Annotated in this window: 10 protein-coding genes and 1 pseudogene; 7 read left to right on the forward strand and 4 right to left on the reverse strand. The window is 66.2% G+C overall.

Annotated features, from left to right (window positions below; all coding sequences use genetic code 11):
* Positions 1 to 4 precede the first annotated feature (4 nt).
* The 4 genes from ACFSNB_RS04435 to ACFSNB_RS04450 all read right to left on the reverse strand — a co-directional run bounded on the left by ACFSNB_RS04435 (position 5) and on the right by ACFSNB_RS04450 (position 4,333).
* Positions 5 to 1,033 carry an ABC transporter substrate-binding protein gene (locus ACFSNB_RS04435; protein ID WP_377314830.1) on the reverse strand — a complete coding sequence of 343 codons (1,029 nt, stop codon included), beginning with the start codon at positions 1,031 to 1,033 and terminating at the stop codon, positions 5 to 7.
* 83 nt (positions 1,034 to 1,116) lie between these two features.
* Positions 1,117 to 1,716, reverse strand: coding sequence for a hypothetical protein (locus ACFSNB_RS04440; RefSeq protein ID WP_377314831.1), 600 nt, complete (start codon positions 1,714 to 1,716; stop codon positions 1,117 to 1,119).
* Positions 1,717 to 2,250: 534 nt separating this feature from the next.
* On the reverse strand, positions 2,251 to 3,003 hold the full coding sequence (locus tag ACFSNB_RS04445) for a response regulator (RefSeq protein WP_377314832.1): 753 nt from the start codon (positions 3,001 to 3,003) through the stop codon (positions 2,251 to 2,253).
* Positions 2,978 to 4,333 carry an ATP-binding protein gene (locus ACFSNB_RS04450; protein WP_377314833.1) on the reverse strand — a complete coding sequence of 452 codons (1,356 nt, stop codon included), beginning with the start codon at positions 4,331 to 4,333 and terminating at the stop codon, positions 2,978 to 2,980. Before ACFSNB_RS04450 ends, ACFSNB_RS04445 begins: the two co-directional genes overlap by 26 nt.
* A 206-nt stretch (positions 4,334 to 4,539) precedes the next feature.
* On the opposite strand from ACFSNB_RS04450, the gene ACFSNB_RS04455 reads away from it, so the two are divergent.
* The 7 genes and pseudogenes from ACFSNB_RS04455 to ACFSNB_RS04485 form a co-directional block, all read left to right on the forward strand.
* Entirely contained in the window at positions 4,540 to 4,968 is a 429-nt protein-coding gene (locus ACFSNB_RS04455) for a FixH family protein (RefSeq protein ID WP_377314834.1), read from the forward strand.
* A gap of 125 nt (positions 4,969 to 5,093) precedes the next feature.
* Positions 5,094 to 6,284 (forward strand): TolC family protein, encoded by a 1,191-nt coding sequence (locus ACFSNB_RS04460; protein WP_377314835.1) that lies wholly within the window; start codon positions 5,094 to 5,096, stop codon positions 6,282 to 6,284.
* Complete coding sequence (locus tag ACFSNB_RS04465; protein WP_377314836.1) at positions 6,281 to 7,735, forward strand: efflux RND transporter periplasmic adaptor subunit; 1,455 nt, start codon at positions 6,281 to 6,283, stop codon at positions 7,733 to 7,735. The genes ACFSNB_RS04460 and ACFSNB_RS04465 overlap by 4 nt, the downstream gene beginning before the upstream one ends.
* A 19-nt stretch (positions 7,736 to 7,754) precedes the next feature.
* Positions 7,755 to 10,865: an efflux RND transporter permease subunit gene (locus ACFSNB_RS04470; protein ID WP_377314837.1), complete on the forward strand. Its 3,111-nt coding sequence runs from the start codon at positions 7,755 to 7,757 to the stop codon at positions 10,863 to 10,865.
* 283 nt (positions 10,866 to 11,148) lie between these two features.
* Positions 11,149 to 12,738, forward strand: coding sequence for an IS66 family transposase (locus ACFSNB_RS04475; protein ID WP_377314838.1), 1,590 nt, complete (start codon positions 11,149 to 11,151; stop codon positions 12,736 to 12,738).
* A 191-nt stretch (positions 12,739 to 12,929) separates the two neighbouring features.
* Positions 12,930 to 13,231, forward strand: a pseudogene (locus ACFSNB_RS04480) (transposase); the annotation flags it as partial.
* Positions 13,230 to 13,354 (forward strand): integrase core domain-containing protein (locus ACFSNB_RS04485; RefSeq protein WP_377314841.1); only part of this gene is annotated, 125 nt, incomplete at its 3' end. The pseudogene ACFSNB_RS04480 and the gene ACFSNB_RS04485, both read left to right, overlap by 2 nt.

Raw genomic sequence — 13,354 nt, forward strand, 5'->3', positions numbered from 1 at the left:
CGTCTCAGCCCGCCAGCACGTTGACATAGACCCGGTCGGCGTATTTCTGCGGGTCGGTGGTCGGTTTCAACACGTTGATCTGCTTCAGTTCCTCGGCATAGGCGACGATTTCCTGACGGAAGGCGGTCCCGACCGGGCTGTGGCCGTGGGTATGGCTTTTCAGCATCGCGATCAGATCCTCGACGCTGGCCTTCGGCGAATAGGGCTGGAACGCCTCGGCGGTGAGGCGCGGCTCGGCGTGGGTCAGGGTCTGGGCATCGAGCAGGGCGCGATAGACCGATTCCGCCGCCGCCCGATCCTGCCGCAGCAGCGAACCGCGCACCCCGATCAGGCAGCACAGCCGGTTGAGATATTCGCCGGTCAGGTTGGTCGCCACCTCGAACAGGAAGGAATGGCGCTTGAGGAACAGCCAAGTCAGCGGATCGGAATGGCTGAAGGCCTGGATCTCGCCCTTTTCCGCCGCCACCGGCAGCAGATCGGCGGGATATTGCCGCCAGGCGATGTCCTTCACCGGGTCGAGGCCGCGCTTTTGCGCCAGCAGCGAAAAGAAATTCTTGTCCGGGCCGCCCAGGTCGGGGGTGCCGACCGTCTTGCCCTTCAGACTGGTGATGTCCGCGGTAACGCCGGTGCCCTGCACCCCCAGCATCCGCAGGCAGCCGCCATGGGTGCCGCCGATCAGCTTGACGTCGAATCCCTGCTCCAGCGGCTTGATCCAGCGCAGCGCCATGCCGACCGCCGCGTCGGCCTTGCCGGTGGCCAGGCTTTCCAGCAATTGGTCGGTCGAGCCGGAATAATTCACCAACTCGACATCCAGGCCGTATTTGGCGAACAGGCCGCTGCTTTTGGCCAGCGCCACCGGGGCGAGGCAAGCGGCATTGGCATTCCAGGCAAAGCGCAACGGCTTCAACCCCGCGGCGGCGGGCGGAATCGGAGCGGCCAGGGCGGCGGCACCGAGGGGGGCTGCCGCCAGACCGGCAGCAGCGGCGCCGAACAGGACGGCGCGGCGGGACAGCGAAATGAAGGGGGAGGTCATGGTTGGGGGCTCCCGTGCGAAAACAGCCCGGCGGGACCGGCCGGCGGATCAGCCGGATTATGTCGGCGCATAAATCTACTGAGTCAATAGAATAGTGGTTTGGTGTATTTTTTATGCCGCGAAACCGCATCAACCCCGAACCCAATCGCGATCGCGGCGAGGCCGGCGCCGGCCACGACCGGACCGAACGGCACCAGGACCAGGGCGATGGCCGGGTCGAGCCCAGCCAGGGCCAGGGCCACCGCCCAGCTCGGGCTGGCGCAGCAGACGGTCCAGGCCAGGGTCGAACTGGCCAGCGCGGCAGCGGCGATCCCGCCCCCGATCAGGGTGGCCGGCAGCGGAGCGCGGCGGCGGCGGAAATAGCCGACGGTCAGCAGGGCCAGGGCGGCCTCGGCGGCGAGGTGGGCCGGAACCAGATGCAGGCTCCAGTCCGGCACCGGCGAATCCACCGGCACGTGGCGGATCTCAAGCAGCGGTTCGCGCAACGCCACCGGAACGGCGAGCCCGAACCGAGGGGTATGGGTCAGCACAATGCGGACATTGTCGGCCCAGGAATGGATCCGGATGGTGGTGGGCGGCAGGCCGCTGCCCAGGGTGGCGAGCCCCAGCAGCAGAACCTGGAACCCTGCCAGCAGCAGCAGGGCGCGGCCGATCAGCCCGGCCGGACGGCGCAACGGGGACATGCTCTCTCCCGCGACAGGAATCAAAGCGCCACGCTCGCCAATTTCAATCACAAAAGTCTATAGGAATATGGATCTAATGCCGACCTTCCCATGAAATGACGTCGCTGAACCATGGGGAGAGGCAGAGACGTTTGATCCACTGAGCCTCTGCGGCCAGCCGGTTCTCCGCGTCATCGGCATCGGTCTGGCAACCATCGCCGGTCAGGTTGCCGTTGCCGTCATGGCTCAGGCTGGCCCCGCCGCCTGCTTGAGGGTAAACGGGACCAAACGAGTGCGACCAAGGCGGCCGCCTGAGTCGCGTCTCTTATACCGCCCGGCCCATGACCTGACCCGTTGGGTCCGTTCAGGCCGAGATGGTGACTCAAACGCCGCGCGGGCTGGCCGACCGCCGAATGGATCGGTTCAACCGGCGGCCGGTATGATTCATATTGAGACCGCCTTGGGAATCCGAATACATGAGTCGCGGTCAACGCAGGTTGCGTATAATCCATCTCATTACAACACATGGACTTTGATATTGGTTGACAACATACATTATTTTTTCGGCCTGGGGTCATGCCGCCCTCGGACGTCGGTCGCGAGAACGTATCCCCCGCCGCGCACCGTCTTGAACAGTTCCGGGTTCCTGGCATCTGCCTCCATCTTCCGGCGCAGCCGGCCGACCTGCACGTCGATGGTGCGGTCGAAGGGACCGGACACCCTGCCTCGGGACAAGTCCAGCAGCTGATCACGGCTGAGAACCTGATGAGGGTGGCGCAGAAAGGCCAGCAGCAGATCGAATTCACCACTGGTCACTTCGACCAGGACCCCATCCGGTGAGGAGAGGCGGCGCCGAAGCACGTCCAGCGTCCATCCCGAGAAATCAAGAACGTCTCCGGCCTGGGCCGAGTCATCGGTTGGGCCGGTTGGGGGCGAAGAGTTCGATTGCCCGGTTCGCCGCAGCACCGCCCGGATGCGGGCCAGCAGCTCGCGGGTGCTGAACGGCTTGGCAAGATAATCGTCGGCTCCCATTTCCAGCCCCACCACCCGGTCAGTCTCGCTCCCCATCGCGGTCAGCATGATGATGGGCGTGCCGGTGATGGTCCGCAGATGGCGACAAAGCGACAGGCCGTCCTCACCCGGCAGCATCAGATCGAGGATGACCAGATCGACAGCGCCCGCGTCCAGGCGGTGCCGCAGGGCTTGCCCGTCCCCCACCGCCGTGACCTCAAATCCCTGCGCGGTCAGAAACTGGGTGAGCAGGGCGCAGATTTCCGGGTCGTCATCGACGATCAGGATGTGGGTCATGGCATGCCCCCTGTGGAATGGTCACGGTTGCGCGCAATCCGCCCTCGACCCGGTTCTCCAGCCGGATATCACCGCCGTGGGAGCGGACGATGCTGCGGGCGACGGACAATCCCAGGCCGATTCCGCCGGTCTTCCGGTTGCGCGAGCCTTCGACGCGGTAGAACGGGTTGAACACCTTGTCCAGTTCGGTTTCGGCAATACCCGGCCCGGAATCCTCGATCACCACCGCGACGATCCGCTCCAGGCGATGGGCTCTGACCATGGCCTTGCCGCCATAGCGGGCGGCATTCTCGATCAGATTGGACAGCGCCCGCTTGATGGCCGCCGGACGGCAATGGCAAACCAGCCGGCCGTCCCACTCGAATGCCGCCCTCAGGCCGATGTCGCTGGTGTTGTCGCAAATGGCCTCCAGCGTGGCGGCGAGATCGATATCCTGGCCGGGCTCGTCGGCGGCCTCGTCGCGGGCGAAGTCCAGGCTGGAGGCGACCATCGCCTCCATCTCGTCCAGATCCCGCAGCATCTTGTCGCGGCCTTCCCCCTCGGCCAGCAATTCGGTCCGCAGGCGAAGGCGGGTGATGGGGCTGCGCAGGTCGTGGGAAATGGCGGCCAGCATCTGCGTGCGGTCATCGACGAAGCGGCGGATGCGGTCCTGCATCTCGTTGAAAGCGACCACCGCCCGACGGACCTCGCGCGGGCCGTTCTCGGGCAGCCTGGGCGCGTTGACGTCACGCCCCAACCGATCGGCCGCGGCGGCGAAGGTGGCCAGCGGACGGCCAACCCAACCGGTGGCCCATCCCCCGAACACCAGGACGCCGACCATCATCGCCACGGTCGACAGGACGGTATGAGGGGACCACAGGGGGACGCCGCGGACCATCGCCATGTCGAAGTTCACCCACTGCCCATCCTTGAGCTGGAGAGACACCTGCATGATCCGGTCATGGGGAAAGCCGCCGAGCAGATTGCGCCACCAGCTGCCGTCGCCCTCGGTTGCCGTTCGGCCATGCGCCACATGCAGGCGGGAAGGCCCGACGGCGCCGAAATGGGGCCGGAGCGCCGCCTGCACCAGGGACAACTCGTCCTCATCCTGAGGGGTAAGCCCGACCTTCGGCTGGGTCGAGAGCGAGATATCGGTGAGTGTTCCAGCCAAGTCGCCCAGCAGGGCAGCCCGCTCGGCCGAAGGCACCTTCTCGATCAGATGGGCGATCACCGCGACATGATCGGCGCAGAGGCGCTCGCTGGTTGCGATGGTGGTGTCGTGGCTGCCGAAAGACAGGAAATAGGTGCTGGCGAGGTGCGACAGCGTCAGGCCAACCAGCAGGACGATCATCGTTCGCCCGGAAACGGAATCTGGAAGAACGGATTTCATGCGCGCAAGCCACCCAGACTTTCTTTCGAAGAAATACCTCTCCGCATGGCGGCCGTCGAGGCCCCTTCGGTAAAGAATCATGTCCCTCTGTTTACATAAATTTACACAAGAGGCGGCCGATCGGGAGGTATACCGGACTCGAGCGTAATCTCATCACGGAGCATGACATGGGGATACAGGCCCGTCCAATCGCCGGTTTGGCGATCACAACCATCCTGCTGGGACTGTCCGGCACGGCCCAGGCCGATCCCAAGGATTACCGCTTCGAGGCGGTGGAGCCTCAGGTCGCGGTCTCTCCCACCGCCACCGTGGCGGTTCGTCTGGTCCACCTGCCTGACGGCAAACCCGTGGGCGACGCCATCGTCTTCCAGCCGAAGCTGGAAATGCCGATGAGCGGCATGGCCCCGATGCCGACCAAGGTGACCCCCGGCACCCCCGACGGCAAGGGACTCTATCCCTTCATCGCCGACATCCCCATGGCGGGGCCGTGGACCCTGTCCGTGTCGGCCAAGGTCCAGGGGGAGACGGCCACCATCAGCGGGACGATTGCGCTCAAGGCGGCTCAGAGTCCAACCGACCACGGGCATAGCCACTGACGGGAGCTTGGGCGATGACACGACGGATCGCCACGGGGGCCTTCTTGCTCGTCACCGCCCTCCTGGGGCAGGCTGCCCGGGCTGAGGAGGCCGATCCCCCACAGGACGGCCCCCAAGCTGCGGCCGTGGGCGGGACCATCGAGGAGTTGGTCGCCCTCGCCAAGGCGATGAGTCCCGAGCTTCAGATCGCCGCGCTGGAGGCCGACGCCGCCCAGGCCAGGGTCGCGGGCTCGGATTCGCTGCCCGACCCCAAGGTGTCGCTGTCGGTGGAGGATTGGGGCACCAACCGCACCGGCGGCTTTTTCCCGTCCAATCCGGCCTCCAACACCACCAAGAAGCTGAAGGTCAGCCAGGAACTGCCGTTCTGGGGCAAACGGGATCTGAAACGCGAGATCGCCGAGGCCAACGCCCGCAGGGCGACGATCCTCAAGCGTCAGGTCGAGAACGATCTGGTGGCCAAGGTCAAGGTGGCCTATGCCGAATACCATGCGGCCCATCTGATCGCGACGGTCGCCCGGGACCTGCGGGCCCGGCTCGACACCCTGGCCAGGCTGGCCCGCGCCCGCTATGCCCAGGCCCTGGGCCGTCAGCAGGACGTCACCCGGGCCGAGGTGGAGAAGGCGTCGATGGATGCCGAGATCGTCCGCACCGAGGCCGAACGCCGCAAGGCCCGGGTCCGGATCAACCGCTTGCTGACCCGCCCCCTCGACGCCCCCCTGGTCCAGGCTCCGGCACCACGCGCCCTTCCCCCGATGGCGGCGCTGGACCTCGACTCCCTGACCGCGCGGGCCCAGAGCGCCAACCCCGACATCGTCGCCCAGCAGGCGACGATCGAAGGCGCCGACAAGGCCCGCGCCCTGGCGGAGAAAGGTTGGTATCCCGACGTCGAGGTGGGGGTCAGCGCGGTGAAGAGGGACGGCGACTGGCGCGGCTACGAGGCGATGGTCAGCATGAGCGTGCCCTTGCAATGGAGCTTGCGCGATTCCGAAATCGGCGAGGCCAAGGCCCTGGCCGGGGCGGCGCGGACCCGGCGCGAGCTGCGGTCGCTTGAACTGGGCAACGAGGTCGCCGACGCCTGGATCAGCCTGAAATCGGCCCGTGACGTCGAAACGCTGGTGCGTGAAAACCAGCTGCCCCAGGCGGAGATCGGGTTCCAGGCCGCCGCCAAAGGCTATGAACTGGGCCGAACCGAATTGATCGACGTCCTTCTGACCGAACAACAATTGTGGAAGTCCAACATCGACCTGATCAAGGTGCAGTTCGAACAGCAGATACGCCTGGCTGAATTGGAAAAACTGGTTGGAGGCGCGTTGTGACCCCCCGGCCGATCCTGTTCGGCGCGGCCGCAATCGTCGCCGCCCTGGGCGCCGGCTATTGGCTCGGCCGGACCGGCCAGACCCAGCCCGCGCCACCGGCGGCGCCGGCCGCCACCGCATCCGCGTCCCATGCCGGCCAGGACGCCGCCGCCCAGGTCGCCAGGGAACGCCAGATCCTGTTCTACCAGAACCCGGACGGCACCCCCGACTATTCCCCGGTCCCGAAGAAGGACAACACCGGCCGCGACTATACCCCCGTCTATGCCGACCCCGAACCCGAACCGGCGCCACCACCCGGACCGGCGGGCACCGGGCCGGCGGGCAAGGGCAGGATCCTCTACTACCGCAATCCCATGGGTCTGGCCGACACCTCGCCGGTGCCGAAGAAGGACGGCATGGGGATGGATTACGTGCCGGTCTATGCAGGCGACGATGATGGCGCCACGCTCAAGGTCAGCCCGGACAAGGTGCAGAAGCTGGGGGTGCGGACCGAGGCGGCGCGGATGACCCCCCTGGTCAAGTCGATCCGCGCCGTCGGTTCTGTCCAGGTGGACGAGCGCAACCTGCATGTCGTGACCGCGAAGTTCGAAGGCTACATCGAGCGTCTCCACGTCAATCAGACCGGTCAGACGGTCAGGCGGGGCCAGACGCTGATGGAGGTCTACAGCCCCGATCTGGTGCTGGCGGAACAGGAATATCTGGTGGCGGCCAAGGGGGCGCAATCGCTCGACAACGCCAGCCCGGAGGCCCGGGATGCCGCCCGGTCGCTGGCCGAGGGCGCCCTGGCGCGGCTCCGGAACTGGGACGTCCCCTCCCCCCAGATTGAACGGCTGCGCCAGGGGGGGCCGCCCAGCCGCACCCTCTCCTTCGCCTCGCCCGCCGGCGGCATCGTCCTGGAGAAGCGCGCCGTGCAGGGGATGCGTTTCATGCCGGGCGAGATCCTCTACCAGATCGCCGACCTTTCCACCGTCTGGGTGGTGGCCGAGCTGTTCGAGCAGGACCTGGCCCAAGTCAGCCTGGGACAGGTTGCCACGGTCAAATTCAACGCCCTGCCCGGCCAGACCTTCACCGGCAAGGTCACCTTCGTCTCCCCCACCGTCACCGAGCAGACCCGCACCGCCAAGGTGCGCATCGAGCTGCCCAACCGCGAGGGCCGCCTGAAGCCGGCCCTTTACGGGGCGGTGGAACTGGCCTCGCCGGTGGCTGACCATCCGGTGCTGGCCGTGCCCGACTCGGCGGTGCTGGACAGCGGCACCAGGCAGACGGTGCTGGTGGAGAAGGGCGAGGGCCGCTTCGAGCCGCGCGACGTGAAGTCCGGCATTCGTGCCAACGGGCTGATCGAGATCCGGGACGGGCTGGCCGAGGGCGAGAAGGTAGTGGTCCGCGCCAACTTCCTGATCGACGCGGAAAGCAATCTGCGGGCCGCCCTGCAAAGCTTCCACAATCCCTAACGGCGGAGAGGATCCGACCATGATCGCCGCCATCATCCGCTGGTCCGCCAGGAACGTCTTCCTGGTGGTGCTGGCCACCCTGTTCATCGCCGGGACCGGTCTCGTGGCGGTCAAACACCTGCCGCTCGACGCCCTGCCCGACCTCTCGGATGTGCAGGTGATCCTTTACACCGAGGTTCCCGGCCAGGCGCCGCAGGTGGTGGAGGATCAGGTCACCTATCCGCTGACCACCGCCATGCTGAGCGTGCCCCGTGCCAGGACGGTGCGCGGCTTCTCGTTCTTCGGGGTCAGCTTCGTCTACCTCATCTTCGAGGACGGCACCGACATCTACTGGGCGCGTTCGCGCGTGCTGGAATATCTGAGCTTCGCCGCCAAGCGCCTGCCGGCGGGCGTGACCCCGACGCTGGGCCCCGACGCCACCGGGGTCGGCTGGGTCTACCAGTATGTGGTGCAGGCCAAGGATCGCACCCTGGCCGAGTTGCGCACCATCCAGGATTGGTACCTGCGCTACCAACTGGCCAAGGCCGAGGGGGTCGCCGAGGTGGCGGGCGTGGGCGGCTTCGTCCAGCAATATCAGGTGGTGGTCGATCCTCAGCGCCTCCAGGCCTACAACATCCCGCTGGCCAAGGTCACCGAGGTGATCCGCAACAGCAATATCGATGTCGGCGGCCGGGTGGTGGAACTGGCCGAAACCGAGTTCGTGGTGCGCGGCCGGGGCTATCTGCGCGACGGGACCGATATCGAGCACCTGGTGCTGAAGGTGGAGCGCGGCACGCCCGTCCTGCTGCGTGACGTCGCCCGCGTCGAACTGGGCCCCGACGAACGGCGCGGCCTGGCCGAGCTGAACGGCGAGGGCGAGGTGGTCAGCGGCATCGTGCTGCAACGCTTCGGCCAGAATGCGCTCGACGTCATCGCGCGGGTCAAGACCAGGATCGCCGAACTCTCTTCCGGCCTGCCCGAGGGCGTCTCCATCAAGGCGGTCTATGACCGCTCCGACCTGATCCTGCGCGCCGTCGAGACCCTGAAGCACACCCTGATCGAGGAAAGCGTCATCGTCGCCCTGGTCTGCGTGGTGTTCCTGCTCCACGTCCGCTCCGCCCTGGTGGCCATCGTCATGCTGCCGGTCGGCGTGCTGATCGCCGTGATGGTGATGGAAGCACTGGGCATGACGTCGAACATCATGTCGCTCGGCGGCATCGCCATCGCGGTGGGGGCCATGGTCGATGCCGCCATCGTCATGATCGAGAACGCCCACAAACACCTGGAGCGCATGAAGCCGGGCGACTCGCGCGCCGAGGCGCTGATCGCCGCCGCGATCGAGGTGGGACCAAGCCTGTTCTTCGGCCTCCTCATCATCACCGTGTCGTTCCTGCCGGTCTTCACCCTGGAGGCGCAGGAAGGGAGGCTGTTCAAGCCGCTGGCCTTCACCAAGACCTTCTCCATGGCCGGCGCCGCCATCCTGTCGGTGACCCTGGTCCCGGTGCTGATGATGCTGTTCATCCGGGGCCACATCATCCCCGAGCGGAAGAACCCCATCAACCGCGCCATGATCTGGGCCTATCGCCCGATGATCACCGGGGTGATGAAGGCCAAGAGCGCCACCCTCGCCGCGGCGCTGCTGGCCCTGGCGGCCTCCTGGTACCCGCTGTCAACGCTGGGCAGCGAGTTCATGCCGACCCTGAACGAAGGCACCCTGCTTTACATGCCGACCACCCTGCCGGGCCTGTCGATCACCAAGGCCGCCGAGCTGCTCCAGACCCAGGACAAGATCATCAAGAGCTTCCCCGAGGTGGATTCGGTGTGGGGCAAGGCGGGCCGCGCCGCCACCGCCACCGATCCGGCGCCGACCGAGATGTTCGAGACGGTGATCAACCTGAAACCGGAAAGCCAGTGGCGCCCCGGCATGACCACCGACAGGCTGGTAGCCGAGATGGACAAGGCCTTGCAGATGCCCGGCGTCTCCAACGCCTGGACCATGCCGCTGCGCGCCCGCATCGACATGCTTTCCACCGGCATCCGCACCCCGATCGGCATCAAGGTGTTCGGCAAGGACCTGAACGAGATGGAGGCGATCGCCCGGCAGATCGAGGCGGTGGTGCGCACCGTTCCCGGCACCACGTCGGCCTACGCCGAGCGCATCGGCGGTGGCTTCTACCTCAACATCGAGCCCGACCGCGCCCAACTGGCCCGCTACGGCGTCACAATCGGGGATCTCCAGGACGTGATCCTGACCGCGCTGGGCGGCGAGACGGTGACCACCACGGTGGAGGGGCGCGAGCGCTTCTCGGTCAACGTCCGTTATCCCCGCGAATTCCGCTCCGATCCCCAGGCCATCGCCGAACGCGTGCTGGTGGCGGGCATGGACGGCGCCCAGGTGCCGCTGGGGCAGTTGGCCAAGGTCCGCCTGTCCAAGGGCCCCGCCGGCATCCGCACCGAGAACGCCCTGCTGTCGGCCTACATCTACGTCGACATCCGCGACCGCGACATCGGCGGCTACGTCGCCGAGGCCAGGAAGGCGGTGCAGGACTCGGTCAAGATGCCTCCCGGCACCTTCATCACCTGGTCCGGCCAGTTCGAGTACCTGGAGCGTGCCATCGAGAAGCTGAAGATCGTGGTGCCGCTGACCGTCGGCATCATCTTCCTGCTGCTGTACCTTAACTTCAAGCGGGTGACCGAGACACTGATCGTCATGCTGTCGCTGCCCTTCGCCCTGGTGGGCGGGCTGTGGCTGCAATGGTGGCTGGGCTACCCCATGAGCGTGGCGGTGGCGGTAGGCTACATCGCCCTGGCCGGCGTCGCCGCCGAGACCGGGGTGGTGATGCTGATCTACCTCGACCATGCCTTGAACGAACGGAAGGCCAAGCGCACCGCCGAAGGCGAGCCGTTCACCCGCGCCGACCTCCACGCGGCGATCATGGAGGGCGCGGTGGAGCGGGTGCGGCCCAAAATGATGACGGTCGTGGCCATCATGGCCGGCCTGCTGCCCATCATGTGGAGCACCGGCACGGGATCAGAGGTGATGCGCCGCATCGCCATGCCCATGGTCGGCGGCATGGTTTCGTCCACCATCCTCACCCTGATCGTCATTCCGGCCCTCTACGGCCTGATCAAGCAGCGGGGTTCACGATAGTGATCCGGCCCGCACCACCGGTGACGGCGGCGACCGGTCCCTGCCCCTCTTCCTCTGCGGCTCCAATCAACCGCCGCGGCAGCGGAGATGAGACGGGGTCAAGCGCGGGTGGCGGGAGGATTCCCGCCTCACATACGCTTTCGTCCGTTACCTATGCGTTACCTGCAGCGGGGATAGAACGCGAAAGAGGCGTTAGCCCCTGGCAACAGAGGCAAAATCCCGGGCGGCGGAGGGTTGTCTCACATTCGGTTGCCCCGCTGTCCAATCCATGATTCTGTGAGGCATGGTCAAGCCGCCCTTCAATCTTGATGCGTTCCCGCCGTTCACGCTGAAGCCGCTGACGCTTGGGCTGTTGGAGGAGAATGCGCGGCTGACGTCGGAAAACGCGTCGTTGCGCGAGGAGATCGCGCGGTTGAAGGGGCTGAAGGGCAAGCCGGACATCAAGCCCCCGTCAAAGCCGTCGGGGATGGAGACGGCGACAGAGAAGCGGTCCCGGGGCGGTGAGAAGCCTCGGCGGGGTCCGAAAAAGCCGTCGGTTCCGATTGAGGACCGGGTGGTCAGCGGCGTCGACATTCCCCCCGGCTCGCGGTTCAAGGGGTACGAGGATTTCACCCTCCAGGATCTGAAGATCGAGCCTCAGGTGGTGCGCTATCGTCGCGAGCGCTGGCTGACGCCCGACGGGCGCACGGTGTTGGCCCCGTTGCCGGCCGGGGTCAGCGATCACTTTGGCCCCGAGATCAAGCGCTTCATCCTCGCCCAGTATCACCAGGGCCAGACCACGGTGCCGCGCTTGGTCGAACTATTGCAGATGCTTGGGGTCGATATTTCGAAGCGGCAGGTGGTGCGCATCCTGACCGAGGCCAACGACGCCTTCATCGCCGAGGCCCGCGACGTGCTACGCGCTGGCTTGACCCATGGCCGTTGGATTTCGGTCGATGATACCGGGGCCCGCCATCAGGGTAAGAACGGCTTTTGCACCCAGATCGGCAACGATGCCTTCACCTTCTTCGCCACCACCGGATCGAAGAGCCGAGCCAATTTCCTCGGCCTGCTGCGCGCCGGCCACGGCGACTATGTCCTTAACGACCAAGCTTTCTCCTATCTGCGCCGCCGCCATCTGGCTGGGCCGGTCATCGCCCTGCTGGCGGCCCATCCCGCACGCCACTTCGCCGACCAGGCGGCGTGGAACGCCCACCTCGCGGCGCTGGGCATCACCACCATGAAGGCCCACCCCAACCCGGTGGTGGTCGCCACGGAGGGCGCCTTGTGGGGCGCCATCACCGCCCATCGCTTCATCGACGGCACGGTGATCGTCTCCGACGACGCCGGCCAATTCAATGTCGGCGAGCACGCTTTGTGCTGGGTCCATGCCGAGCGGTTGGTTTACAAGCTCGACACCTTCACCGAGGCCGCTCGCAAGGCCAAGGAAATCGTCCGTGCGCTGATCTGCTGGCTTTATGCCGACCTCAAGGCCTACCGCGCCGCACCGGATCCCCACCGCAAAGCCGAACTGAAGCCCCGCTTCGACCGCCTATTCAAACGTCGTACCGGCTTTGCCTCCCTCGACCGTCTGCTCGCCCGCCTTCACGCCAACAAGGCGGAATTGCTGCGCATCCTCGACCGGCCGGAAATCCCGCTCCACACCAACGGATCGGAAAACGACATCCGCTGCCAGGTCATCCGCCGCAAGGTCAGCGGCACCACCCGCAGCGATCCTGGCCGCGATTGCCGCGACGCCTTTCTCGGTCTCGCCAAAACCTGCCGCAAGCTGGGCGTCTCGTTCTGGGAGTTCCTCGGAACCCGCCTCGGGGCCGATGTCGTCAGCCCCGTCCCCAGCCTTCCAACCCTAGTCGCCGCCCGCCTCAAACCCTGAGCGCCCGGGATTTTGCCCCTGTTGCCAGGGCTAACGCCTTTTTCGCGTTCCCGTTCCGGCACAGGTAACGCATAGGTAACGGACGAAAGCGTATGTGAGGCGGGAATAGAGCCGGCCTGGGAAATTCGGACAGGACGATAAGTGGATTTCCCGCCTGAAAGCGGCGACGATGCCGCGCAGGAGGAAGGACCATGGCGAAACGTGCGCGCCGGACCCATTCACCGGCTTTCAAGGCGAAGGTGGCCCTTGCGGCCATCAAGGGCGACAAGACGCTGGCCGAGCTGGCTCAGCAGTATGACGTGCACCCCAATCAGATCACGATCTGGCGGGGGCAGTTGCTGGAGGGAGCGGCCGGGGTGTTCGGCGCGACATCGGGGGAGGCGTCGGGCGAAGCGCCGGTGGACCTGAAGGTTCTGCACGCCAAGATCGGGCAGTTGACGCTGGAGAACGATTTTTTATCCGGCGCGCTCAGCAAGGCCGGCCAGCTCTGCGTGACCGAGGCCCGCGCCTCGCTCGGCCGCTACTTCGACTTCTACAACGGCCACAGGCCGCATTCGAGCCATGGCGGCAGAACGCCCGACCAAGCCTACTTTGACAACCTGCCCCAGATCGAGGC

Source organism: Phaeospirillum tilakii (genome assembly GCF_042683125.1).
GTDB lineage: Bacteria > Pseudomonadota > Alphaproteobacteria > Rhodospirillales > Magnetospirillaceae > Phaeospirillum > Phaeospirillum tilakii.

Excerpts from the sequence above, each read along its gene's own strand:
- ACFSNB_RS04435 (WP_377314830.1), bottom strand. The coding sequence starts at position 1,033 with ATGACCTCCCCCTTCATTTCGCTGTCCCGCCGCGCCGTCCTGTTCGGC.
- ACFSNB_RS04440 (WP_377314831.1), bottom strand. The coding sequence starts at position 1,716 with ATGTCCCCGTTGCGCCGTCCGGCCGGGCTGATCGGCCGCGCCCTGCTG.
- ACFSNB_RS04445 (WP_377314832.1), bottom strand. The coding sequence starts at position 3,003 with ATGACCCACATCCTGATCGTCGATGACGACCCGGAAATCTGCGCCCTG.
- ACFSNB_RS04450 (WP_377314833.1), bottom strand. The coding sequence starts at position 4,333 with ATGATCGTCCTGCTGGTTGGCCTGACGCTGTCGCACCTCGCCAGCACC.
- ACFSNB_RS04455 (WP_377314834.1), top strand. The coding sequence starts at position 4,540 with ATGGGGATACAGGCCCGTCCAATCGCCGGTTTGGCGATCACAACCATC.
- ACFSNB_RS04470 (WP_377314837.1), top strand. The coding sequence starts at position 7,755 with ATGATCGCCGCCATCATCCGCTGGTCCGCCAGGAACGTCTTCCTGGTG.
- ACFSNB_RS04475 (WP_377314838.1), top strand. The coding sequence starts at position 11,149 with ATGGTCAAGCCGCCCTTCAATCTTGATGCGTTCCCGCCGTTCACGCTG.